The sequence below is a fragment of the Bradyrhizobium sp. sBnM-33 genome (assembly GCF_032917945.1).
In the GTDB taxonomy this organism is placed as follows: Bacteria; Pseudomonadota; Alphaproteobacteria; order Rhizobiales; family Xanthobacteraceae; genus Bradyrhizobium.
On record NZ_CP136624.1, the window covers coordinates 2,174,847 to 2,199,770 of the forward strand.

Annotated in this window: 15 protein-coding genes, 3 pseudogenes and 1 riboswitch; of the genes and pseudogenes, 13 read left to right on the forward strand and 5 right to left on the reverse strand. The window is 57.9% G+C overall.

Annotated features, from left to right (window positions below):
* Nucleotides 1-318: 318 nt before the first annotated feature.
* Nucleotides 319-415: riboswitch (glycine riboswitch) on the forward strand.
* Between the two features lie 154 nt (nucleotides 416-569).
* Entirely contained in the window at nucleotides 570-1,796 is a 1,227-nt protein-coding gene (locus RX328_RS10075) for a D-amino acid dehydrogenase (protein WP_213255862.1), read from the forward strand.
* Nucleotides 1,797-2,007: 211 nt separating this feature from the next.
* On the opposite strand, the pseudogene RX328_RS10080 reads toward RX328_RS10075, so the two are convergent.
* Nucleotides 2,008-2,643: pseudogene (locus RX328_RS10080) on the reverse strand (dihydrodipicolinate synthase family protein); the annotation flags it as partial.
* A 276-nt stretch (nucleotides 2,644-2,919) separates the two neighbouring features.
* Here RX328_RS10080 and RX328_RS10085 point away from each other — a divergent pair.
* The 9 genes and pseudogenes from RX328_RS10085 (at nucleotide 2,920) to RX328_RS10125 (ending at nucleotide 13,561) form a co-directional block, all read left to right on the forward strand.
* A pseudogene (locus tag RX328_RS10085) lies at nucleotides 2,920-4,091 on the forward strand (acyl-CoA dehydrogenase).
* An 11-nt stretch (nucleotides 4,092-4,102) separates the two neighbouring features.
* On the forward strand, nucleotides 4,103-5,326 hold the full coding sequence (locus RX328_RS10090) for a CaiB/BaiF CoA transferase family protein (protein WP_213255860.1): 1,224 nt from the start codon (nucleotides 4,103-4,105) through the stop codon (nucleotides 5,324-5,326).
* An 858-nt stretch (nucleotides 5,327-6,184) separates the two neighbouring features.
* Nucleotides 6,185-7,297 (forward strand): ABC transporter substrate-binding protein, encoded by a 1,113-nt coding sequence (locus RX328_RS10095; RefSeq protein WP_213255858.1) that lies wholly within the window; start codon nucleotides 6,185-6,187, stop codon nucleotides 7,295-7,297.
* 170 nt (nucleotides 7,298-7,467) lie between these two features.
* Complete coding sequence (locus tag RX328_RS10100) at nucleotides 7,468-8,517, forward strand: ABC transporter ATP-binding protein (protein WP_213255897.1); 1,050 nt, start codon at nucleotides 7,468-7,470, stop codon at nucleotides 8,515-8,517.
* A 21-nt stretch (nucleotides 8,518-8,538) separates the two neighbouring features.
* Nucleotides 8,539-10,317 (forward strand): ABC transporter permease subunit, encoded by a 1,779-nt coding sequence (locus RX328_RS10105; protein ID WP_213255856.1) that lies wholly within the window; start codon nucleotides 8,539-8,541, stop codon nucleotides 10,315-10,317.
* Between the two features lie 39 nt (nucleotides 10,318-10,356).
* The gene (locus tag RX328_RS10110; RefSeq protein WP_249727117.1) at nucleotides 10,357-10,683 is read left to right on the forward strand and encodes a hypothetical protein; all 327 of its coding nucleotides are present in this window, start codon (nucleotides 10,357-10,359) and stop codon (nucleotides 10,681-10,683) included.
* Nucleotides 10,684-10,788: 105 nt separating this feature from the next.
* Entirely contained in the window at nucleotides 10,789-11,037 is a 249-nt protein-coding gene (locus RX328_RS10115; protein ID WP_317258671.1) for a hypothetical protein, read from the forward strand.
* 60 nt (nucleotides 11,038-11,097) lie between these two features.
* Nucleotides 11,098-12,534 carry an IS4 family transposase gene (locus tag RX328_RS10120; RefSeq protein WP_317258672.1) on the forward strand — a complete coding sequence of 479 codons (1,437 nt, stop codon included), beginning with the start codon at nucleotides 11,098-11,100 and terminating at the stop codon, nucleotides 12,532-12,534.
* 265 nt (nucleotides 12,535-12,799) lie between these two features.
* Nucleotides 12,800-13,561, forward strand: a complete 762-nt coding sequence (locus RX328_RS10125) for a CmcI family methyltransferase (protein ID WP_213257494.1) — start codon at nucleotides 12,800-12,802, stop codon at nucleotides 13,559-13,561.
* A 765-nt stretch (nucleotides 13,562-14,326) separates the two neighbouring features.
* Here the strand turns inward: RX328_RS10125 and istB are convergent.
* The 4 genes from istB to RX328_RS10145 all read right to left on the reverse strand — a co-directional run bounded on the left by istB (nucleotide 14,327) and on the right by RX328_RS10145 (nucleotide 21,226).
* A complete protein-coding gene (istB, locus tag RX328_RS10130; RefSeq protein ID WP_213257492.1) occupies nucleotides 14,327-15,067 on the reverse strand; it encodes an IS21-like element helper ATPase IstB in 741 nt (246 codons plus the stop codon).
* A gap of 9 nt (nucleotides 15,068-15,076) precedes the next feature.
* Nucleotides 15,077-16,600, reverse strand: a complete 1,524-nt coding sequence (gene istA, locus RX328_RS10135) for an IS21 family transposase (RefSeq protein WP_213257490.1) — start codon at nucleotides 16,598-16,600, stop codon at nucleotides 15,077-15,079.
* Nucleotides 16,601-16,671: 71 nt separating this feature from the next.
* Nucleotides 16,672-18,060 (reverse strand): IS4 family transposase, encoded by a 1,389-nt coding sequence (locus RX328_RS10140; protein WP_317258673.1) that lies wholly within the window; start codon nucleotides 18,058-18,060, stop codon nucleotides 16,672-16,674.
* Nucleotides 18,061-18,592: 532 nt separating this feature from the next.
* A complete protein-coding gene (locus RX328_RS10145; protein WP_317258674.1) occupies nucleotides 18,593-21,226 on the reverse strand; it encodes a PQQ-dependent dehydrogenase, methanol/ethanol family in 2,634 nt (877 codons plus the stop codon).
* 505 nt (nucleotides 21,227-21,731) lie between these two features.
* Here RX328_RS10145 and RX328_RS10150 point away from each other — a divergent pair.
* The 3 genes and pseudogenes from RX328_RS10150 to RX328_RS10160 form a co-directional block, all read left to right on the forward strand.
* The gene (locus RX328_RS10150; protein WP_213255447.1) at nucleotides 21,732-22,550 is read left to right on the forward strand and encodes an aldo/keto reductase; all 819 of its coding nucleotides are present in this window, start codon (nucleotides 21,732-21,734) and stop codon (nucleotides 22,548-22,550) included.
* Between the two features lie 692 nt (nucleotides 22,551-23,242).
* Complete coding sequence (locus RX328_RS10155; protein ID WP_213255449.1) at nucleotides 23,243-24,118, forward strand: DUF2156 domain-containing protein; 876 nt, start codon at nucleotides 23,243-23,245, stop codon at nucleotides 24,116-24,118.
* 30 nt (nucleotides 24,119-24,148) lie between these two features.
* Nucleotides 24,149-24,875, forward strand: a pseudogene (locus RX328_RS10160) (IS630 family transposase); the annotation flags it as partial.
* Between the last annotated feature and the right edge of the window lie 49 nt (nucleotides 24,876-24,924).

The following is a 24,924-nucleotide window of genomic DNA, read 5'->3' on the forward strand; positions in this document are numbered from 1 at the left end:
ATCGTGTGCATCCTGATGGATTGATGGAGGGAGCCAGCGATCCAGCGCAGCGATAGTGTCGTCGATGCGCGCTGAAGCGGGTCCTGACTGGGCATTGGGAAGGTTGTGTGCAGAGTATGATCCCTGATGAGTAGAGGTGTGTGAGAACGTTGCTAATATCACTGTGAAAGAGAGAGCATAGCGCCGCCGAGGAGGGCTTAAGGAGGCTTCAGCCGCCTTGGCATATTTGTCGAAAGCGTTTTGCAACTTTAGCTCAAGGCTTTCGGGTAACTAAGCATCGTTGACCTTCATGACCGACTAACCTATTATGGTGTCATACACGACGAAGTGGGAGAGATCGGGAGTCCTGCGGACGTCCGACGCCGATGGAGCAACCGCCCCGGAAACTCTCAGGCAAAAGGACCACTTCGTTAGAAGCAATCTGGAGAGAGGCATCGGAAGACGCCCACCGAAGGGGATGTTCGTCACGATTCACGTGAATGAACTAAGCTCTCAGGTACCGAGACAGATGGGGCTATCCAAGTCACTGCGTGACTTGGGCGAGCCAACTCGGGAGCCGAGAGAAGTCTATGAGCCACATTGTTATTATTGGTGCTGGTATCACTGGCGTGACCACGGCCTATGCGTTGACCGAGCGAGGCCATGCGGTCACGGTGCTAGATCGGCACCGGTATCCCGCCATGGAAACGTCGTTCGCGAATGGTGGCCAGTTATCAGCCAGCAATTCTGAGGTCTGGAACAGTTCCGCGACAATCTTGAAGGGATTGCAATGGATGTTCCGAAAGGACGCGCCGCTTCTGATGCGCCTCACTCCCTCTTGGCATAAATATTCCTGGATCGGCGAGTTCGTCTGGAACGCCCGGAACTATCGTCAAAATACAATTGAGACGGCTCGGCTTGCTATTGAAGCTCGACGGCATCTTTTTTCGATAGCCGATCGAGAGCAGATTACGTTCGATCTGGAACGAAGAGGGATTCTGCACATCTATCATGACAAGCAAAGCTTCGAGGCCGGCTTGCGCGTCAATGAATTGCTCCGTCAGGGAGGCCTCGACCGGAGCGCGGTGACGCCGGAAGAAATCCGTGCCATCGAGCCAACCCTTCAAACCCAGTGCCATGGTGGCTTTTACACGCCGTCAGACTCCACCGGCGATATTCACAAGTTCACGCGTGGGTTGGCAGCAGCATGTGCTAGGCGAGGAGTGACATTTGTGTTTGACGCGAACGTGGACACAATTGCCACGTCTGGAAGCAAATTCTCCATAGGCTGGTCAGAGGGGACATTGCAACCAAAATTTTCAATCGAGGCTGACGCGACCGTCGTGTGTGCAGGAGTCGCGAGCCGGAAGTTCGCAGCGATGTTGGGTGATCGGCTGAACGTCTACCCGGTGAAGGGTTACTCGATAACGATCTCCCTCGATTCCAAGCAGAGCAGACAATCCGCGCCCTATGTGAGCCTACTCGACGAGACGGCAAAAATCGTCACCAGTAGACTGGGCGCGGACAGGTTTCGAGTTGCGGGAACGGCGGAGTTTGACGGGACCAATCGTGACATACGTATGGATCGCATCCTTCCGCTCATCGAATGGGTGCGTCGGCATTTTCGCGATGTCGATACTTCGAGTATCACTTCGTGGGCCGGTCTACGTCCAATGATGCCTAATATGATGCCCGTGGTCCGGCCTGGTCGCCGGCCTGGCGTCTATTACAATACGGGCCATGGCCATCTTGGATGGACGCTTTCAGCGGCGACAGCGGAGATTCTTGCAGACTTGATTGGTCCGGCGCAGGGATAAAAGGCCGTTAAGACCGCAGCATGATGGTTGCGATTGCTTAGGTCCGAGAGAGGTGGCGAGCGTGCTCACGTCGACAAGCGATCCAGGTCGGCGCGCCACTGCAAAAAGTCTAAGGGCGAACCGAGCAGGAGGGCCAATTTTTCTGCTCGATTTCGGCGCGCGCAGGAGCGGCAGCATCATCATCGCGCGCCAAATGCCCGCATGAGTAGGATTACCGCGCATTAACCCAGTCGTCCTCGCAGTGCTGCGCCGTCAGCAATCCGCGATAGGCGATTTCTTTATCGATTCGCGCGGCGAGCGCGCCGCTCACGGTAACGATTGGTGAGCGTACCTCGGCGCTGTCGATCAATCCCGTTCGCCACAGCCAATACTTTGCTGGCGCGGGGCTGGGCTCGGCGAAAAGAAGTTGGGCTAGTTCGGCAATGCCTTGCCAGACCGCCCGCGCCTCCTCGGTGCGGCCGACGTGAAGATGCGAGCGGACGCTTGCGAACGCGGCCGTCTCGACATGGGCCGAGAGCAGGATGGCGCCGTCGGCGCCATCGCAGAGCGCATCAAAATATTGCGCGTCTTCTCCGGTCAGAACGCCAAACCGGGCGGGACGCTGACGTAAGAGTTCGATCGATTGCGCGCGATCAGCGCCGCAGTCCTTCAGGCCCACGATATTGGAATGCTGGGCAAGCGACAGCAGCGTCTCGTTGGTCAGGCCGACCGCGCTGCGGTAAGGAATGTTGTGGAGCAGGACTGGCGAAGACGCGTGATCGGCGAGCGTCGTAAAATGCTGCAGCAGCCCGCGTTGCGAAGGGCGCAGGTAGTACGGGTTCGAAATCAGATATCCGTCGATCCGCCACGCCGGGAGGGGCCATTCGGCGTAAAACTGCGCAAAAACGAAATTTCTGCAGAATTATGTGAATGGAGCCGCGAATTTGGTGAAATGCCGCGCGATATCAGATGAAAATTCCAAGAGATTTCTCGGCGAGAGCAGAGAGCCGTGACGATGCCGGCATACGGGCGACGGGCCTCTTTCTACTACCGCCAATGTAGTCACCGAAATTCCATTCTTACGCTCTGTCCCGAAGGCGCCTAGCCGGGTTTGAGCATAAAAACCGTCATTACGGAGCATGCCTTGCAAGCCATCAATTGGGAGGATCCGCTTTTTCTGGACCAGCAACTCACCGAAGAGGAGAGATCGGTTCGCGAGACAGCACACTCCTATTGCCAGGAAAAACTCATGCCCCGGATACTCGAAGCCAACCGGCGCGAGACCTTTCACCGGGAGATCATGACGGAGATGGGAGTGCTCGGGCTTCTCGGTGCCACAATCCCCCATAAGTACGGCGGAGCCGGGCTTGGCTATGTCTCCTACGGTTTAATCGCGCGCGAGGTCGAGCGCGTCGACAGCGGCTATAGATCCGCGATGAGCGTCCAGTCCTCTCTCGTGATGCATCCAATATATGCCTACGGGACCGAACAGCAGAGGCGCAAATACCTACCGAAACTGGCCCTGGGGAATGGGTCGGTTGCTTCGGTCTCACCGAACCCAATCACGGGTCCGACCCCGGTTCGATGATCACTCGCGCCAAGTCGGTGAATGGCGGTTTTGAGCTTACCGGCTCCAAGATGTGGATCACCAACGCCCCCATCGCGGACGTGTTCGTCGTCTGGGCGAAGACGGACGACGGCGTCATCCGAGGATTTGTGCTCGAACGAGGCGTGCCGGGTTTGAGCACGCCGAAGATCGACGGCAAATTCAGTCTACGGGCATCCGTCACCGGAGAGATCGTAATGGAAGGCGTGCGCGTGGGCGAAGACAGCCTTTTGCCGAACGTCAAGGGCCTCAAGGGGCCGTTCGGGTGCCTCAATCGTGCGCGCTACGGCATCTCCTGGGGTGCGATAGGAGCTGCTGAGTTCTGCTGGCACGCAGCCCGTCAGTACACTCTGGACCGCAAGCAGTTTGGACGGCCGCTCGCCGCGACTCAGATGGTGCAGTTGAAGCTCTCGAATATGATGACCGAGATCGCGCTCGGCCTACAATCGAGCCTTAGGGTAGGACGATTGATGGAGGAGGAGCTCGAGGCTCCGGAGATGATCTCTCTCGTTAAGCGCAACAACTGCGGTAAGGCGCTCGAGATCGCACGCGTCGCGCGGGATTTGCACGGGGGCAACGGAATTTCCGATGAATTCCACGTCATCAGACACATGATGAACCTCGAAGCTGTCAATACTTACGAGGGGACTCACGATATCCACGCTCTTATCCTCGGTCGGGCACAGACCGGCATCCAAGCGTTCAATTGATGGCTCTCCAAATGAAAGGATGTCTAACCGGACTTCGTGTTTTGGACCTCAGCCGTGTTCTTGCAGGGCCGTGGGCCGGACAGATATTCGCCGATCTAGGAGCGGAAGTGATCAAGGTGGAGCGTCCTGGAGTCGGAGATGACACAAGGTCGTGGGGTCCCCCCTTCCTCACCGATGGCGCTGGTTGCCCAACTTCGGAAGCGGCTTACTTCCTTTCGTGTAATCGCGGAAAGAAGTCGGTCACAATCGACATCACGAATCCTGCTGGGCAAGAGCTGGTTAAGAAATTGGCGGCCAAATCCGACTTCTTGCTCGAGAATTTCAAGGTCGGTGGACTGGCCAAATACGGACTCGCCTACGAAAATTTGCGTCACCTGAACCGCGGCTTGATCTACTGCTCGATCACCGGATTTGGTCAGGATGGACCTTATAAAGATCGCGCGGGCTACGACTTCATGATCCAAGCGATGGGGGGTCTCATGAGTATCACGGGACTTCCGGACGGAGTACTTGGAGGCGGTCCCGTCAAAGTGGGAGTTGCGATTACGGATCTGTTCACGGGCATGTACGCTACGGTTGCGATGCTTGCGGCGCTCGAGCACCGAAGGCACACCGGCGAAGGACAAAGTATCGATCTATCGTTGTTGGACGTTCAAGTCGCTACGTTGGCCAATCAGGCTCTTAACTACCTCACGTCAGGAGAAGTGCCGGGGCGGCTCGGCAATGCACATCCAAACGTCGCCCCTTACGAGGCGCTACCGACATCTGATGGACATATTGTCCTCGCGGTTGGCAACGACGGCCAATTCAATCGGTTCTGCGCGGCGGCCGGCCGGCCGGGTTTGTCCGCGGACCCACGCTTTGCAACGAATCCAGCCCGAGTGCAGAACCGCGGCATTCTGAGCCCGCAGCTTGCATCTCTGATTTCCGCGCAGTCGACCGATCACTGGCTGGAGGTTCTCGAGGCGGCTGGCGTCCCTTGTGGACCGATTAACACCTTGGACCGGGTGTTCGATGATCCCCAGGTCAAGCATCGTGAGATGTGCATGAATGTGGCTCATTCGACCGGCGGAAAGCTCCGCCTTGTAGCGTCTCCGATGAAGTTCTCGGCGACACCTGCCAGCGAAACCCTAGCTCCCCCGGTACTCGGACAGCATACAGAGGAGGTTCTATCGGAGCTGGTAGAACTGCCGAAGGATATAATCGAGACCCTGAAGTGGCGCGGCATCATCTAGCTTCGGCGTACGCGACACTACCGCCGCTAGGCGAGAGCTTCAGGACTGGATCGTTCACATGTCGAATCCAATTGGCTCGATTCGCCGTACGGACACAAAACTCCGCTCGTTGCTGAACGAAATGGCGTGCGACTTCTTCGTCCACCTACAGGCTGTTGAAGAAGTCGGTAGCGAAGCGTTTCGGATCGCGATTCCCTAGGATCAAGATTTTTCTTGGGGGCTCGCGATGCGGGAAGTGACGAACGGTCTGGCTCGCTTTTCAGTTATGTGGACCTGGAGGGGACACCTCCCGCGCCAGCGCCCTCCACTCAGGCGGTGTAATCATGCAGGTCAACAAAGTTCATTCCGTCCCACCATCGATTGCGTCGCCAAGGATTCTCGGCGAAGACGAAGGCTGGTTGTGGGATCTCGCCAATGGAACGGAATCCCGCGGACAGCCTCGTCTGGGTCGTCGGTCTCGGTGATGATGGCGTCATGGCGTTCACCAACTTCGGCATCGAAACCTGATGGAGCTCATCAGGATACACAAGCAAAACCCGAACTCCTCAAGCGATGAAATCGGGATCCATTGTCCGCGCCTTAGCCCGGATGGATGCGGCTCGAGCGCAACGAACGAGTCATCGAAGCCCTTGAACGATCGGAATTGCGGCCAGGCGACGCTGCCAACCTGAGATAGCACCTGGAGCCAGTTTGCGAAAAGTGAGAGGTAGGGGGAAAGAATCTTCGCAGTTTCGGTTGGATGTGCAGAACTTCGGCTGTAATAGGTTAAAGATCGTGGAAATTCGACCCCCGGAATCGATAGCATTTACTCGGGACAAGCTTCCGGAGGGCCGGAATTCAACACGCGAGGAGGGGAACGTGAACCGTTTGATCAACCGCAGGCGTTTCATGAAGGCGACATCGTCCGCTATCGCGGTGGGTGCGCTGTCTTCCGTTGCCGGCCCGGTGTCGGCCGCATCATCGGACGCGCTAAGGCTGAACATGAGCGCCGGCAATTTCGGCGAGGCGATTATGAACGCCTTTGTGAAGCCCTTCGAGGCCGAGACCGGGATCAAGGTGATGCCCGTCTACCAGGATATCAGAGCGGCCCAGGTTGGGCTCATGGTGAAAACCAATAGCGTCACCATCGACGCGATTCTCGTAGGCCAATCCACCGCTCTTGGTCTGGTTGCGGGCGATTATCTTGAGAAGATCGACTACTCAATCTACAACCAGCAGGAGTTGGACGAGATCGCAGACTATTGCAAACATCCATTCGGCTTCGGCGCCTATATCTATTCTTTGAACATGGTTTACAACACCAAGAAGTTCCCGGCTGACAGGCCGCGGCCTACCAACTGGGCCGAGTTCTGGAACGTAGCGAAATTTCCCGGCGTCCGCTCGCTAGGGTCTGGCCAATTCGGAAACCCTCTCCCTGGGCCCTTTGAGGAAGCGCTGCTGGCGGACGGCGTGCCCATGGACGCGATCTACCCGATGGACATTGATCGCATTTTCGCCAGCCTCGACAAGATCAAGCCGCACATTCGCAAGTGGTGGACGGCTGGAGCCGAGATCCTGCAGATCATGCGCGATGGCGTGGCCGATGTCGTGCAATCCGTCGACGGACGGGCCCTATCCTTGATCGATCAGGGCGATCCTTTCGAAATCAATCGGAATCAGGCCAAGCTGACCTGGGACCATTGGATTATCCCAAAAGGCAGTCCGAATCCGCAGAACGCGCAGAGGTTCATTGCATTCACCAGCCGCGCCGACCGTCAGGCGGCCTTCGCCCAGCTGTTCGCGCAATCTCCGAGTAACAGAAAGGCCTACGAGATGATACCGGAGAAGGTGGCCCGAAAACTTGCTACCTATCCTGACTACATGAAGACCAGCTTTCCGGTAAATGGGAAGTGGTACGCTGAAATCGGATCGGACGGCTTGTCAAACTCTCAGCGACTTATCCAGCGCTGGAACGACTGGATTGTGCGCTAAATCGCAGGTGTCCTGTGCATGAGCTCTTCCTGAAGAGGTGAGCTCGGCAGCGCGCGCCGCTCTGCAAGATCGGCGCGCTGCGCTTCCGTTACTGGCGCAATCTGGTTTCTGGAGTATCAGTAGTGACTGTTTATGTTAGAACTGTAACCCCGCTTGCTGAGGCTGAGGTGTTGGCTCAAAGCTCTGTTTCCGCGCAAATCGAATTCTGCGACGTCACAAAACTGTATGGGCCGATCGCTGCGGTTAGAGACTTGTCACTCACCGTTCGTCGTGGCGAGTTCCTGACCATTCTCGGTCCGAGTGGTTCGGGCAAGACCACAGCGTTGATGCTGCTCGCCGGGTTCGTGGCACCCAGCAAGGGGGACATCCTTATTTCTGGGAAGTCGGTAGCCGCAGTGCCGTCTTACCGGCGTGACCAGGGCATCGTCTTCCAGAGCTATGCGCTTTTTCCGCATCTCACGGTGCACCGAAACCTGGAATTTCCGCTCGAAATGCGCGGCATAAAAGCCGCCGAGAGAGCAACGCGAGTCGACCGTATGCTCGAGCGCGTGCATCTCAAGGATTTCGGTGACCGCATGCCCTCGCAATTGAGCGGCGGGCAGCAGCAGCGCGTTGCGCTCGCCCGCGCACTGATCGCCGATCCTCCGATCCTACTGCTCGACGAGCCGCTCGGCGCGCTCGACCGTAACCTTCGCGAGCAGATGCAGGGCGAGATCAAGAGCCTGCACAGGGAGTTCGGCAAGACCACCATTTGCGTCACGCACGATCAGGAGGAGGCGCTCACGCTATCGGATCGCATCGTCGTCATGCGTGCTGGACGGATCGAGCAGACCGATACCCCGGAAGCCCTCTACGATCGGCCAGCGACGCGCTTCGTAGCGAGTTTTTTGGGTGAGGCCAACATTCTCGAAAGTCCTGATTTCAAGATCGAAGCCGATGCGGTGCCGGCGCCCGGCACCGTGGCCATGATCCGGCCTGAGCGTGTCTGCATAGCCGCCCCCGCGGCGCCGAAGCGTGCCGATGCGGACCAGCGACAGTTCGTCACTGGGAAAGTGGACGACATGATCTATGCCGGACCGTTGAGGAAATACCAAGTGCGTGTCGGCAGCAGCGTTGTCACCGTGCGCGAGCATGTGGCCTCGGGTCAGCAGACATTTAGACCCGGTGACGAGGTGCGCCTCGAGTGGCTGCGGTCGGATGTCCGCTTCGTCGCGGGCTAGAGCACTGAGAAGGGAAGGCGGATGGAAGCGCTTCAGAAATTTGGGCGAATACCCACTGGACTCACCGTTCCTGCCATCGCGATTCTGCTCGTCATCTTCGGGGTCCCGACCGTTCAGCTTTTCCTGACGAGCGTCAACGCACCATCGTTTTCGGTCGTTAACTATCAGGCTTTTTTTGAACAGCAGGGGAACGTCGTCGTTCTCTTCCAGACCATCAAAATGAGCGTGGTGGCTACGGCCATCTGCGTCATCGTCGGCTATCCCACGGCTTATTTGATTATGATCGCCTCGAAGCCGGTGCGCACGGCTCTCATCGTGCTGGTTTTCATTCCCTGGTTAACCAGCGGGCTGGTGCGCACCTACGCATGGACCGTGATCCTAGGCGACCGCGGCCTAATCAATAATGTGCTGCTCGAGCTCGGGCTGATCTCCAGTCCGCTATCGCTCCTCTATAACCGACTGGCCGTCTACATCGGCATGGTGCACATCATGCTGCCGGTAATGATCCTGCCACTGCTCAGCGTCATGCAGGGTATCGACAAGTCGCTGGTAGCGGCAGCCCGCAGCATGGGCGCTCGTCCCTCAGCGGCCTTTTGGCGCGTGTTCTTTCCGCTCAGCCTGCCCGGTGTGCGCAGCGGCGCTCTATTGGTATTCGTAGTCTGTCTCGGCTTCTACATCACCCCGCAAGCGCTTGGCGGTTTGCGCGACGCCTTGCTGTCGAACTTCATCGCGGCCCAGGTCGCGAGCTCCGTCGATTTCGCACCGATCGCCGCCGCGGCCTTTATTCTCCTAGCAATTGCCGTCGTTATGCTATCCATGTTCGGACTCGACTTTTCTGGTACGCAGGGCCACGCGGGGCAACCGGTGCGGAAGTCGTGGCAGAGCCGGCTGTCCTCATTGGGCGCGCTGCTACGCTATCTCAATGAGATCGCTATTCCCTATCGGGCGCGGCGCTGGACGGCGCACCTTTACCAAGCCGGAGGTGAAAGCAGCTGGTCGAAGATCGCCGGCGCGTTGATTGTCCTTCTCGTCATGATATATCTGCTGTTTCCGGGGCTGATCGTCATCATCATGTCGTTCAGTGCAGGGGCATTTCTGGAATTCCCCCCCTCAGGTTTTTCGTTCCAGTGGTATCGCTCCTTCTTCGGCGATCTGTCCTGGACTCGCGCGTTTTGGGACAGCCTCCAGATCGGCGTCACGGTCACCATCCTGTCGACTATCGCGGGGACGCTCGCGGCGTTCGGCCTCGCCCGCACCTTTCCGCGATTGCGCACTTTTCTGATGATGGTGATCCTGACACCAATCACCTTTCCGGCCATCGTCGTCGGCGTCGCGGTCTATCTCGGGTTGGCGAATTTGGGGCTGATCGGTACAAAGACCGGCATCGTTCTGGCGCACAGCATCGGGTCGATTGCCTATGTCGTCGTCATCGTTACGGCGACTTTGGCGAATTTGGACCAGCGGTTGGAACAGGCGGCGAAGAGCATGCGAGCCGGGCCGGTGCGGACCTTCATGAGAGTGACGCTGCCACTGATCCGACCGGGCATTATCGGCGGCGCCGTGTTCGCCTTCATCCACTCCTTTGACGAGGTGATCGTCACATCGCTCGTCAGCGGTTTTTCAATTCGCACCCTTCCGCTGAAGATGCTGGAAAATATAAACCAACAGATCGATCCGACGATCGCCGCAGTGGGGTCGCTGCTGACACTTATGCCTGTGCTTTGGTTAATTGCTCTGTACGTTACATTGTGGCGGTCGAGACTTAGACTACAAGGAGCGTCCGTTAACCCGGTTGCGTGAGTGTCCGATAACTAGGCGGCGGCCCCTGGTCGACCGCGGTTGCGCTCGCAGTATGGCTTCGTACGTAAGGTGATCGCGGTTGCCGACCGTCGGCGAAGTAAATATGCGTGCGAAAATTTCGCAGGAGAGCGGCTCGCTATCGCCGGCCCGACTGGTACCAGCGATCCGTGCGACGTCGTCATCACCGATCGCCGGCAAAACCCGACGCTGCCGACAGGCGTGCGCTGGACCTTTTACGCGGCCTTCGCCAGTCCGCTGAAGGCAGCGGCGGCCTTCGGCGTCGGCGATATCAAGCAGCTCCGTCAACAGGTCTATGCGCACGGTTATCACCGTGTACGGGTCGAACGAATGCTACGCAGGGCATGAGGCGCGCAGATAGATAAGCGACCTTTTCGACGTTGGCGGCGCCACGATCTCGGCTTCGAGAACCTCAAGACAGCCGAGTTTCCGATCGAGCAGCAGCTTCGCGCCATGCTGCAAGAGATGTGGGCGCGCTATGAGCTCTATGCCGATCCCGACTTACGTCAGGGCTTTGCGCGCGATGTCGATAGGCGCTTCTGGGAAATGTATCTGCGGACGCTACTGCCCGTCGTCGAGGGGCAGCGCGAAGCGGTCAGCCAGATCTCTGGCGTTATCGACGAGGGTCGCCGGGGGTCGCCGGCTTTCAATTACCCACATTTGACGTCGGATTTGAACGACGCGCCGCGGGTGAAATCTTGAATCGGCAGAATCTGTTGTGATTCCTTGTTGAGCACCTGATTCGGAAGTGTGGGGTGCGCGATGGGGCTGGTGTTGACGGAATGCGCGGAGGCACGTTCTCAGCGAGTGACGACCGGTGTCGAGACGTGGGTTGATCGGGAAACTGCGGGATGCGAGTTTAAGGATGAGCGGCTTGGCCGCCGGTTCTGCAAATTGCTCGCACAAATCGGGAGCGACATGGGTCAAAGCATCCCGCTGGTTTGTCAGGATTGGGCCAACACGAAGGCCGCCTATCGCTTCTTCTCCAACGAACGGGTCAACGAGGCGGATATTCTTTGCGGTCATTTCGAGGCGACGCGCGGGCGCGTAGCGACGACGGAGGGACCGATCCTCGTCCTCCATGACACGACGGAATTCAGCTTCAAGCGCGAGAAGCCGGATCTGATTGGCTTTACGGGCAAGACGGCAGGGCGCACGCAGTGCGGCATCCTGATGCATTCGAGCCTCGCCGTGACGACCGAGGGGCTTCCGTTCGGACTGGCGGCAATCAAGTTCTGGACACGCAAGAAGTTCAAGGGGACGACGGCGCTGAAGCGAAAGATCAATCCGACACGGGTTCCTATCGAGCAGAAGGAGAGCATCCGCTGGCTGGAGAATTTACGGCAATCGACCGAACTTCTCGCTGCCCCTGCACGATGCGTTCATATTGGTGATCGCGAGAGCGACATCTATGAGCTGTTTTGCCTGGCCGAGGAGGTTGGAACGCATTTCCTGGTGCGAACCTGTGTTGATCGGCTTGCCGGGGACGGCAATCATACAATTGCCGACGAAATGGACGAGGTCACGGTCAAAGGCCTACATCGGATCAAGTTCAAGGACGACAAAGGCGATCCGGATGAAGCGCTTCTCGAAATTCGTTTCCGCAAGCTTCGAATTCTGCCGCCGATCGGCAAGCAGAAGAAATATCCCGCACTCACTCTGACCGTGATCCATGCTCAAGAGCGGGGAAGGCCGAAGCGGCGAAAGAAGATCGAGTGGAAGCTCCTCACCGATCTCCCGGTCCAATCGCGCAAGGACGCCATCGAGAAGATCGAATGGTACGGGTTGAGGTGGAAGATCGAGGTCTTCCATAAGATCCTCAAATCGGGCTGCAAGGCGGAGGAGTCGAAATTGCGAACCGCTGAGCGTCTGGTCAATCTGATCGCGGTTTTCTGCATTGTGAGTTGGCGCGTCTTCTGGATGACGATGCTCAATCGTTCCTCGCCGAATGCCCTACCGCAAACGGCGCTGACAGATCCTGAAATCAGGCTTCTTGATCACTTGGTGAAAGACAGGGATGGCAATCGCTCTCGACGAAGCACACTCTCGCACTATGTGGTCAAGATCGCGCGGCTCGGCGGGTACTTGGCCCGAGCCAACGATCCGCCTCCAGGAAATACCGTGATCTGGCGAGGACTATCGCGGCTGACCGACATCGAACTGGGAGCCGCGATCGAGGCAAAAATTATGGGTAATTGAAAGGGTCGCCGGACGCTTACCAGTGAGTTGCGGTGCCTATCGGTACAGCCACAGACTGCGACGGTTGCCACGAGCGGAGGACCCATCTACTTCGCGGCTGGTGGCACCGGCGGTGCTACAACGACGCCCCTTACGCGCTTTAGCCCTGTTTGATTTGGTAGCTGCCCAAGCGAGGTAGCCAGTGGTTTAGTTTGGGGGTGGACTAGGGGCGGATCGAACTGCCGCCCCTAAGAGACAATGACAGGCGCAGTATGGAGATAAACCTATGAAACTCGCTTCCGGATACAAGGCTTTTTGGGAGGCCGCCCACAAGAACTACCCGGATCAAACAAAGCCGGGTGGAAATCTTGATTGGGCAATCGCACTAAGCAGCGTTGTGAATGCTGAGTGTTCCGACCGCTTCGCAAAGCCATCGGCACGAGGATGGAAGTCGTCTCTTCACGCAAAGCTTTTTCCCAGCTACTCCACAAAAGTTGGAGCCTTGGCGCTGACGTACAAAGGGTTAATGAATATCAAGACCCCTTTTGATCTGGCTCTGTATACGAGGCTTATTTGGGAACTTCAGCCGAGGACAATTCTAGAACTCGGTTCACTTCAGGGTGGCAGCGGACTGTGGTTTGCTGATCAAATGTCGGTACTTTGTGAGAGTCCAGGTGAAGTTCACTCCTTTGATTTGCACACCAAATGTATCCATGTAAATGCAAAGCATCCCCTTCTTATCTTTCATCAGGTTGACCTTTCGGAAGTTGCCGCCTTTGATGAAAATCTGCTGATGAGGCTACCTCATCCTTGGCTTGTGATCGACGATGCGCACGTACAAATTTTCTCGATATTTTCTTACCTGAGCCGCTTCCTTGTATCGGGAGATTACTATGTGTTAGAAGACGATCCTATGCGTGCAGATAAAGAGATTATCGATGGCTTGCAGTTGGTCGAGCAATCAGGATTTTTAATCGACACCTATTACACCGACGCGTTTGGCAGCAATTTTACTTCTGCTCCAAATGCATGGCTTCGAAAGTCGTAAGCCTGGATCAGTAGGTTGTCGGCTTGGAACACCGTGCTGTTCATTTTGCGTGGTACGGTGTGGCGTTGGCTGGGCCCGTATTGAGCAGCTCGCGTCGTGCGAGCTGCAGAACTGGTGGCTGCCACCGCGTCGCGCCAGCTGAGCATCGGGGCCGTGCTTTGCTTCTATGCCTACGGGCTTGCCCGCAATGGCCACGACTGGCGCCACCTTCTTGAAATCTGGGGGTGGTCAATGCCGCATCATCGATTGGACGGGGTGTGCCCTGTCTCAACGAACGTAAGCGTGTAGGTCACTCTCAGCTTCCTTTCAATTACCCATAATTTTTGCCTCGATCGCGGCTCCCAGTTCGATGTCGGTCAGCCGCGATAGTCCTCGCCAGATCACGGTATTTCCTGGAGGCGGATCGTTGGCTCGGGCCAAGTACCCGCCGAGCCGCGCGATCTTGACCACATAGTGCGAGAGTGTGCTTCGTCGAGAGCGATTGCCATCCCTGTCTTGCGGATTCCAATGATCGCGCGCAGTTATTCCAATCTGATGCCGCGCAGCGTTCCAATCTGATCGCGCGCATGTGGAAGCCCCCGATCGTTAAAGGCAATTGGCACTATCGTCAGCCCGTGGTCAAGCGGCTGCCGAAGAGATCACGTCTCATGTTTGATGGTGTCGCTCGACGGAGCGAAGCTGACTGGACGCGCACCCCCAACAGTGCCGTAGCGGCCGGTCAGCTTCGCGGGCTGCAGTCTCAGTCTTCATCGGCCGACGATGTAATCAAGGCCGAGGAAGAACCGGCGGGCGACGCATGGAGTCACCGTTCAGTTCGAGCCTGTGAGCGTTGTGAAGCAGGCGATCAAGTATGGCATCAGCGTAAGTTGGGTCATTTATGAGCTCATGCCATTTGGCAATTGGAAGCTGGCTGGTGACGAGTGTTGATCGACGGCCGTAACGGTCTTCAAGGATTTCGAGCAGATAATGACGGGCATTGGCGTCGATGGCTTGGAGGCCCCGATCGTCCAAAATCAGGAGCTCGACGGCGGCGATGCTCTTCATCCGCGAAGTGAGTCGGCCGTCGCCCCGGGCAAGGTCCAGTTCTTCGAACAACCGCGGCAGCCGAGTGTAAAGTACAGAGTGGTTGTCCCGGCAGGCCTTGTGACCAAGCGCACAGCCAAGCCAGCTTTTCCCGACGCCGGTTGGCCCGACAATGGCGCAATTCTCATGGTTTTTGATCCAGTCTCCCTTGAGCAGCATGTCGAACAAGCGGCGGTCGAGCCCACGGGGGGCGCGATAGTCGATATCCTCGGGCACGGCATGATGACGCAGCTTTGCCTTACGAAGACGAAGCGCCAGGCGCCGGTTGTTGCGCCAAGTCGCTTCATGGTCCAGCAGCAACGCCAGCCATTCGGCGTGAGCGAGACCCCCGACCTCCTCGTTCTCGGCGAGGCTCGTGAAGGCCTCGGCCATGCCAGTAAGGCCGAGCCGGGTAAGCAAGTGGAGTGTGGGGTGTGTCAGCATTTTCTCTCCTTAGTGGTAATAGTCCGAGCCTCTGATGTTCGTGTGTATGATCGGCTCGCACTCGGCGGACGCGGGCGTTGCAACGCGATCGAGCCCCTTCTCGAGGATCGATTTGACGCTTGGGTAGTTGCGAGCCTGGATCTCAATCGCGCGCAGCGCAGCCGCCTCGAGGCGCTCGGCGCCAAAGCGCTTCTCAAGACGGATGATCCCCAGGCACGAACGATAGCCCTGTTCGGGATGCGGCCGATCCTCGATGATCCGGTCGATCAGCAGGCGCAGCATCGGGCCGATCCGGCTTGCCTCGCTGCGGATCTTTGCCGGCGTCCACTCGCCGTAGCGCCGGTGGCTGGAAGGCATGTGGGCGCTGATCGTAGTGTGCCGCCCGTTGCCGCTGCCGCGCATGTGCGCGGCGATACGCTCGCCCCCCAGGAAGATTTCAACCGTTCGCGCACAGATCCGCGCTTCTACCTCGCGACGGGCGAAGCGATAGGGCACCGAGTAGTCGTGTCGTTCGATCTCGACGTGATAGTCGAGCCCGACCCGGCATCGGCGCCATTCGGCATGGACCCACGGCTCGCCGGGAAGCGGTTTAAGATTCGGCGCGTCAATTTCCTCGAACAACTGGCGCCGTGTGCGGCCATACTGGCGCAGCACCCGTCCGTCATTGAGCTTGGCCAGCCACTCGGCGATCGCACCGTTGAGTTCGGCCAGGCTGTAAAAAGTTCGGTTGCGCAGCCGCCCCAGCAGCCAACGCTCGACGATTCCGACGCAGGCCTCAACCTTAGCCTTATCTCTCGGGCGACGCGGCCGTGCCGGCAAAATCGCCGTGCCGTAATGCTGCGCCATATCGCTATAGCTGCGGTTGACCATAGGGTCATAGAGGCAGGCCTTGATCACCGCGACCTTGGCGTTGTCGGGCACCAGCAGTTGCGTCGCGCCGCCAAAAAAGCTGAAGGCCGCGTTATGTCCCGCGATCCAGTCGCCGAGTTGCTCGGTCCACGTCGCCAGCGCGAACGACAAGCTGGATGCGCCCATGACCGCGACGAAGATGTGCGCGTCACGCACCTCGCCAGTCTTACGGTCAACCACCGGCACCGTGTCGCCGGCATAGTCGACAAACAATTTCTCGCCCCCGCCGTGGTGCTGGCGCATCACGAGCGGCAGCCGGCCTTCCCAGTTGCGGAACAAGTCACAGAACCGGCTGTACCGATAGCCGTCCGGATGCTCTGCAATGTACTCGTCCCACAGCACCTGCAAGGTCACGTGCTTGCGCTTGAGCTCGCGGGCAATAACGGACCAGTCAGGCTCGGCCACCTTGCGGCGGCCCGGCTTCACGCCAGGCACCCCGTACAGCAGCTGCTCCAGCTCGGCGTCGCTTATCGCTTCCGGGACTGGCCATGCCAGACCCGCGCGCGCAAACCGCTTCAGCGTGTCACGTACCGTCGTCGGCCCGACGCCGACACGCTCGCCAACCACGCGCGTCGAGAGCCCAGCCTCAAGGCTCAACCTCACAATCTCGCGCACCTGGCGCATGATAACCCTCCTCGTCGGCATCCAATTCTCCAAGCTGTTTCCAGCCGGAGAAATGGCCCAACGATCAGGCCTCACACCATCCGAAACTGCGCGCGATCAAATCGGAATGCTGCGCGGAGAATGCTCGGAATGCTGCGCGTGATCATTTCGGAACCCTGCGCGCCATCAAATCGGTACGGTGCGCACCATCGTCTCGGAATCCGCACCCTGTCTTTCACCAAGTGATCAAGAAGCCTGATTTCAGGATCTGTCAGCGCCGTTTGCGGTAGGGCATTCGGCGAGGAACGATTGAGCATCGTCATCCAGAAGACGCGCCAACTCACAATGCAGAAAACCGCGATCAGATTGACCAGACGCTCAGCGGTTCGCAATTTCGACTCCTCCGCCTTGCAGCCCGATTTGAGGATCTTATGGAAGACCTCGATCTTCCACCTCAACCCGTACCATTCGATCTTCTCGATGGCGTCCTTGCGCGATTGGACCGGGAGATCGGTGAGGAGCTTCCACTCGATCTTCTTTCGCCGCTTCGGCCTTCCCCGCTCTTGAGCATGGATCACGGTCAGAGTGAGTGCGGGATATTTCTTCTGCTTGCCGATCGGCGGCAGAATTCGAAGCTTGCGGAAACGAATTTCGAGAAGCGCTTCATCCGGATCGCCTTTGTCGTCCTTGAACTTGATCCGATGTAGGCCTTTGACCGTGACCTCGTCCATTTCGTCGGCAATTGTATGATTGCCGTCCCCGGCAAGCCGATCAACACAGGTTCGCACCAGGAAATGCGTTCCAACCTCCTCGGCCAGGCAAAACAGCTCATAGATGTCGCTCTCGCGATCACCAATATGAACGCATCGTGCAGGGGCAGCGAGAAGTTCGGTCGATTGCCGTAAATTCTCCAGCCAGCGGATGCTCTCCTTCTGCTCGATAGGAACCCGTGTCGGATTGATCTTTCGCTTCAGCGCCGTCGTCCCCTTGAACTTCTTGCGTGTCCAGAACTTGATTGCCGCCAGTCCGAACGGAAGCCCCTCGGTCGTCACGGCGAGGCTCGAATGCATCAGGATGCCGCACTGCGTGCGCCCTGCCGTCTTGCCCGTAAAGCCAATCAGATCCGGCTTCTCGCGCTTGAAGCTGAATTCCGTCGTGTCATGGAGGACGAGGATCGGTCCCTCCGTCGTCGCTACGCGCCCGCGCGTCGCCTCGAAATGACCGCAAAGAATATCCGCCTCGTTGACCCGTTCGTTGGAGAAGAAGCGATAGGCGGCCTTCGTGTTGGCCCAATCCTGACAAACCAGCGGGATGCTTTGACCCATGTCGCTCCCGATTTGTGCGAGCAATTTGCAGAACCGGCGGCCAAGCCGCTCATCCTTAAACTCGCATCCCGCAGTTTCCCGATCAACCCACGTCTCGACACCGGTCGTCACTCGCTGAGAACGTGCCTCCGCGCATTCCGTCAACACCAGCCCCATCGCGCACCCCACACTTCCGAATCAGGTGCTCAACAAGGAATCACAACAGATTCTGCCGATTCAAGATTTCACCCGCGGCGCGTCGTTCAAATCCGACGTCAAATGTGGGTAATTGAAAGCTCAGCTTCGCGCTTACGTTGAGTGCCCCCTGTTCGTTGTTTTCCCGGACTTCTGGTGGATAGGGAAGGGCGCGCGTGCCAATGCCTTTCAGGCCCGAGCGCTGGCTGCCGGGATGGGCTACCGCGGACCTCCGCCATCGAGAGCGACCGGTTGTCGCGCCACTGGCACCACCTCGTCCGGCTCGACGATGAAGGCATAGCTGAGGAAACGCTAAACGACACGGCTTTGGCCAAAGAAGTTGCCGACTGGAAAGCCAAATTTTCTATCCGCGAGATAAGGAAGGCAATCCCATCAATTACCCTGGGGCCGTCACTGGTGGGCTTCAATTGTTACCCAATGATGAGACCGCAAGGAGCTCGGCCGACTGCAAGAGAATGGCCGATGACCATGCCCAGGCATTGGTTGACGTCTGCTACTTCGTCTTTGATCTGATGTCATCGGCAGTGCCTTGGATGAAAGCCTGTATCTTTGCGACGTCCTCCTCCCTCAGTTTGCCAGTAAAATCAGGCATGCCCTCGTCCCGGAATGGTCCGTTGAAGACGATGTCCTTCAGGTTGGCGATGACTTCAGCGGGAACATAGCCGAGATTTCTGATGTTGCCACCCCGGCCGACGCCGGGCACACCGTGACAGGCGGCACAGGCCGCGACGTAAAGCGCCGAACCTTCCTCGACGTCTTTCGGATTGTACTTCACGCCCTGCAGCAGGCCTACCGACTGATACTTCACGAAGCCTGGCATCTTCGCCGTGCCGTTGAGCGCGAACGTATACACCCTGCCGGAATTCTGAAACTCGGTCGCGCGCGTCCCGAGGCCGAACGTGCCGCCCCAACCGACTGCAATCGAAACGTACTGCACGTTATCGATCATGTAGGTCGCGGCAGCCGCAACCACACCGGTGCCGGTCGGCGTTTCCCACAGCTTGGTTCCCTTCACTGCATCGTAGGCGACGAAGCGGCCGTCTGCGGTACCCTGGAACACCAGATTGCCGGCGGTGCTCAGCGTTCCGCCGTTCCACGGCGATACGTGTTCGACCCGCCAGATCTCCCTTTGGTGCACCGGATCCCAAGCGAGCAGTCGTCCGAATGCGGGCGCCTTCGGACGAGTGCCATCCAGAACAAAGCCGAGGTTCCAGCCGGTCATGCCGCCGAACTTACCTGGCGTAGCCGCATTCTGCGCGAACGACCTCTCGGGCGTTAGGTTGAGCGGCACGTTCTGCGCGGGAAGATAAACGAGCCCGGTCTGCGGATTAAACGACATAGGGTGCCAGTTGTGCGCGCCATAGGCGCCCGGCACCGAGTCATAAGGCTCATCGCCGCGCGCCGCGGGCACCTCAATCGGTCGGCCGTTCGCGTCGTAGCCGGTCGCCCAATTTACATCCACAAAATTCTTTGCCGAAATGAATTTGCCGTTGGTACGGTCGATAACAAAGAAGAAGCCGTTCTTCGGCGCATGCAGGATGACCTTGCGCGGCGCACCATCGATCGTAATGTCAGCCAGGATCATCGGCTGCGTGGACGTGTAGTCCCAGTGATCGCCGGGCGTCTCCTGATAGTGCCAGATGTATTTGCCGGTATCAGCGTTCAGCGCCACAAGGGAGGCGAGATACAGATTATCGCCGCCCGACGGACTGCGGATTTTGCGATTCCAGGGAGAGCCGTTTCCGGTGCCGATGTATACCATGTTCAGGTCGGGATCGAACGTGATCGTGTCCCACGGCGTACCGCCGCCACCGTTGATCCAGTATTTGCTAGATGGGTCCCATGTCTTCGCAGCAGCCTCCATCGAGGCATCCTCGAACGGCTTGGACGGATCGCCGGGCACGGTGAACCAGCGCCAGAGCTGATTGCCTGTCTCGGTATCGTACGCCGTGACGTAGCCGCGCGCACCGTATTCGGCGCCGCCCTGCCCGATCACGACCTTGCCGTTGAACGCACGCGGCGCGCCGGTGATAGTGTAGGAGTGCTCGTGGTCGATCAGCGTATCCTTTTCCCAGATCTTCGCGCCGGTCGCGCCATTGAGCGCGATGAGGCGTCCGTCATAGGCGGCCACGAATACCTTGCCCCTGTAGACCGCGACCCCGCGGTTGACCACGTCGCAGCACCCTTTATCGGCCTTTGACCGGTCCACGCCCGGATCGAATGACCAGAGCCTATTGCCGGTGCGTGCGTCAATGGCATGGACGACGCTCCATGGCGCCGACTGATACATGACACCGTCGACGACCACGGGAGTTGCTTCCACCCCGCGCGATGATTCAAGATCATAGCTCCAAATCAGTCCGAGGTCCTTCACATTGTCGGGGTTGATCTGGTTGAGCTTGCTGAACCGGGTTTCAGCGTAATCGAGGCCGATGCTGGGCCAATCCTTCGATGTGGCCTCGTTCGCCTTGATGAAGGAGCTATCGACCTTCGACATGACCTCCTTTATGCGGTCTAGCGTCGTGCTGGTAGCATTCTGTGCCAAAGCGTCGCCCACGCAGATCGAAAGCCCAAGAAGGGCCACGAGAGCGATTTTCGTCGCGTAGTCTAATCCTAGAGAGGGAGCGGTTTGCGTGATTGCGTCACAGGCCGTAACCAAGAACTGCGACAGATGCTTCTTCACTATGTTTCTCCAGCTGTCTCTGGCGCAGCTAGCGACGATTGGAGTCGGTGTCGACGAATTCAGTCGTGGAGTGACTTGCGGAGCGAACAAGGCTCCTAAGCACGAGAGCGCGCTGCGTTTGAGACTGGACAAATCCACCATCAACCTCCAATTTCTCCAGAATAGTTCGGAAAAGAGTCCCGTGACATCTGTGATACAAGCTCGTTGATCACGCACATCTTGGCAATGCGATACTTTTTCACGCTCAAACGAAATGGGAGCGTCAATCGACAATCTCCTCGCATGAGCCTGACAGACTTTGTTAATGATGCTAGCAATTTCCGTTCCACCAGCTGCCGCGACAATGGCCCGAAACAACGATCTTTCGCGCGCCAACACCACTGACGCTTGTCCGGTTTCTGACTGCGGGTACAACGGTGTAGGATTTGAAACATCGGCAGACACCGGCCGCATGCGAGACTTTGTCTAGTCGAATTAGAAGCTTAATGGGTTTGAACGCTCCTGGCACGGCGGTTGCTATAGAGAGGCAGCAACACTGAGGCTTGGTGCATTCTGACGCGCAGAGCGGCGCTACCCGAGATGGCTCAACAATCTTGCTCGTTCGCGGCCGTCCCAGGGCGGAGACATGTTGAGCGAGTTCTGAACCTAATTGATGAGAGTGAGCCGCGCGTTAGACATATGCATATTTCCGACCATCGATTCCAGAAGCCTGTCCTCATTGTTTGGAAACTCACCGCTCGACGAAAGCTCTCTTTGATCTCGTGCCGGATCCCTTCTCACGCTTGGCAGCCAGATTTCTATGCGCGGTTGCTGCTTGGCGTTTCCGCGATCTCGGCCTCGGTAGACGAGCAAACCGGTACCGGAGGTCCTGCCATCCCGCAGTTTTCAGCCAACATTCGCTTGTGCAAGTGCCGGCTTTTCGGTCGCCAATCTCGCTTCAGGTGACACAATGGATCATTTGCAGACCCAAGGCATCAGCCTGCCGCGGCTTGGCCTCGGCACCTTTCGCATGCAGGGCGATGTCTGCCGCGCTGCGGTCGAGAGCGCGCTTGCACTCGGTTATCGCCATATCGACACCGCAGAAATGTACGCCAACGAAGATGCCGTCGGGCGTGCGATTGCATCTTCCGTTGTTCCCCGCAGAGGCCTGCATGTCACGACAAAAGTCTGGCACGAGAATCTCGCGCCGGACGCGATCCGCCGAACCTTCGATACGAGCCTGAAGAAGCTTGGGCTTGAGTTCGTGGATCTCTATCTGGTGCATTGGCCCTCGCGCAGCATGAACCTTCCGGCGGTATTCGAGACGATGGTGAAGCTGAAAGAAGAGGGACTCACCCGCGCTATCGGCGTCGCCAATTTCACCATGGCGCTGCTCAAGACCACGGTCGAGGAGATCAGGGCGCCGATCGCTTGCAACCAGATCGAATATCACGTGATGCTTGGCCAGTCGAAGGTCAAACGGTGTCTCGACAACAAAGGCATTCCGCTGGTGGCCTATTCCCCGCTGCTGCAAGGCTGCGCGGCAAGCGATGCGACGCTGATGGAGATCGGCAAGAAGCACAATGCAACCGGAGGGCAGGTAGCGCTGAAATGGCTGCTCGACCAGCACGGCGTCGCCGCAATCCCGAAGCCCTCACGTGCCGAAAGCCAGAAGGCCAATCTGGATGCGCTGAACGTCGAGCTCGATTCCGACGACCGCAGAGCGATCGGGGCCCTGCCGAAGGACAAGCGTCTTGTAAATCCTGGCTTCGCGCCAGTCTGGGATTGAGGTCGGCCGTCGTTGCGAGCGGAAGCAAGGTAATCCAGGGCCACGCCCTTCCGGCGCAAACTCCGGTGCGACGCTCGCCGGAACGCATGCGGGCAGCGCTCGACGATAGTCTTTTGGATGAATGGTGATCATCTACGCTTTGATACGGCTCCGCCGCATCCTGTTTCGGCGCTGTCCCGCACGTCACAAATGTCCGAATGCTACATCGTCCGGATCGAAGCCGGCCAGAGCAACGTTTCGATCCTCCTGCTTCGCTTCAAGGATAGGGACTGCTAGAGTTGATAGGTTGACCTCCCTGTGGCAGCGCCGTTTAAATTCCCATCACCGCTGTCGTCCCAGCGCATGAATGTCGAGCGCTATGCCATTGTCCTAAATGCCGTCGAGCAGATTGGTTGTGAGAGCTTAGACATAGCGATGAACGACAACTGCTCCGAGTGCTGTCTCGTCGACACCTTCACCTGTCGATGCTGTCAGATTTCAAACCGGCTTCGCGGGGACAGATGTTTCTGCTTACGTCGCGTAGATCGATTTGGAATCATCCCATCTCGTGGACATCAGTTCGGAATCTCAGAGGCCTTTGTCAATCCGCTGAACGCGCGGACTGCAAGCGAATTCAATGTCTTCGAAGAGTGTAGCGGGAATGCGGATAAAACCCCAGCGTCACAATGCTCCGTATTGAGAGGCGGATAGCCATGGAAAGCATTTTTGACGCGATGCAACCAGTATCGATGGCCCACAAGACCACCTTCGATCGTTACTTTGCGGAGTATCCGCCCGAATGCTCGGAAATGACCTTTACAAACATTCTGTCTTGGGCCGGCATAAAGAACCACAGGTTCGGTGTATATCGCGATCATCTCCTCGTGTCCTATCAACGAAAATCCGACTGTGAACCGCAGTTCTTTCCTCCGATAGGAGAGAATCCGAAGGAGATCATGCTGGAGCCGCTTCCCGGGCTCCGAAGGTACCAGTGGGTGAGGATACCAAAGATCCTTTCCGATGACCTTTCGGGAAGCATGCCCATCGTATTCGATCGTGATAATAGTGACTACTACTACAACGTTGAGGACCTCATATCTTTAAAGGGCAAGAAGTTCGAAGTGAAGAGAAACAAAGTCAGGAGATTTGCCAGTCTCAATCCGACGGTGCGGACGTTAGAGGCACGCGACGTGACTGCTTGTATCGCGCTTCAAGAGAAATGGGTGAGCGAGCAAGACACTGATCGAAGTTCGGCAGCGGAGGAGACCGCCGCCGTCAAAGTCGCTTTTCAGAACTTTGATTCGCTGCCCATGAGGGGGGTGGCGGTGGAGATAGATCAGGCGCTCGTGGCTTTTGCTATCGGCGAACGGCTCAACTTTGAAACGTTTGTTGAGCACTATGAGAAGGCCGCACTAGAGTTCAAGGGCGCCTACCAGTACGTTCTTCATGCATTCGCGGGCGCGCTTGCAGCCGAAGCAAAGTTTATTAATAGAGCGCAGGATCTCGGTATTCCGGGCTTACGCGAAGCGAAGCTCGGCTGGCAGCCGGCCGGACTCGTGGAAAAGTACAGCGCACGGATGTCTTTGTGATGACTAGTACCCACGTGATTCAAGATCGGGATGATACCCGAGGCAAGAGAAGTTCACCTTTCGAGGAAGGATCGCAAGGTCCTGGAGGCGCGTTGTCGTTCGCCGGCGACATTGCAGCGCGATTTGAAGCGGGCGCGGATAGTTTTGTTGGCGGCGGCCGGGCGCAGCACGCGGTCGATAGCCAAGGAAGTCGGGCTCCAGCCTCGGATTGTCAGCCTGTGGCGGCATCGCTATGCCGGCCTTGGCCTTGAAGGGCTGCAGGAGAGGCCGCGGCCTGGCAAGCAGCCGATCTATACGAAGGCCACCGACAAGCGGATTCTGCGGCTGTTGGACAAGCAGCCACCGGAAGGGTTTGCGCGCTGGACCGGGCCCCTGCTGGCCGAGGCGCTGGGCGATGTTGACGTCCAATATGTCTGGCGGTTCCTGCGCAACCACAAGATCGACCTCGTGGCTCGCAAGTCCTGGTGCGAGAGCAACGACCCGAACTTCACGGCCAAAGCCGCCGATGTTGTCGGCCTCTACGTCGCCCCGCCCGAGAAGGCTATCGTGCTATGCGTGGACGAAAAGCCTTCAATCCAGGCTTTGGAACGAGCGCAAGGTTATCTGAAGTTGCCCAAATGGTCGCGCCTTGACCGGTCAGAGCCACGACTACAAGCGGCATGGCACGACAACGCTGTTTGCGGCGCTCGAGGTTGCGACCGGAAAGATCATCGCGGCGCATTCAAAACGGCGGCGCCGTGTCGAGTTCCTCGACTTTCCGGGAAATCAAATCACAGTGGAAGCCTTTGCGGTGGTCCGTGTAGAGG

Coding starts and splice junctions, on each gene's coding strand:
- RX328_RS10075 (WP_213255862.1), top strand. CDS start 570: ATGAGCCACATTGTTATTATTGGTGCTGGTATCACTGGCGTGACCACG.
- RX328_RS10090 (WP_213255860.1), top strand. CDS start 4,103: ATGAAAGGATGTCTAACCGGACTTCGTGTTTTGGACCTCAGCCGTGTT.
- RX328_RS10105 (WP_213255856.1), top strand. CDS start 8,539: ATGGAAGCGCTTCAGAAATTTGGGCGAATACCCACTGGACTCACCGTT.
- RX328_RS10115 (WP_317258671.1), top strand. CDS start 10,789: ATGCTGCAAGAGATGTGGGCGCGCTATGAGCTCTATGCCGATCCCGAC.
- RX328_RS10120 (WP_317258672.1), top strand. CDS start 11,098: ATGGGGCTGGTGTTGACGGAATGCGCGGAGGCACGTTCTCAGCGAGTG.
- RX328_RS10125 (WP_213257494.1), top strand. CDS start 12,800: ATGAAACTCGCTTCCGGATACAAGGCTTTTTGGGAGGCCGCCCACAAG.
- istB (WP_213257492.1), bottom strand. CDS start 15,067: ATGCTGACACACCCCACACTCCACTTGCTTACCCGGCTCGGCCTTACT.
- istA (WP_213257490.1), bottom strand. CDS start 16,600: ATGCGCCAGGTGCGCGAGATTGTGAGGTTGAGCCTTGAGGCTGGGCTC.
- RX328_RS10140 (WP_317258673.1), bottom strand. CDS start 18,060: ATGGGGCTGGTGTTGACGGAATGCGCGGAGGCACGTTCTCAGCGAGTG.
- RX328_RS10150 (WP_213255447.1), top strand. CDS start 21,732: ATGGATCATTTGCAGACCCAAGGCATCAGCCTGCCGCGGCTTGGCCTC.
- RX328_RS10155 (WP_213255449.1), top strand. CDS start 23,243: ATGGAAAGCATTTTTGACGCGATGCAACCAGTATCGATGGCCCACAAG.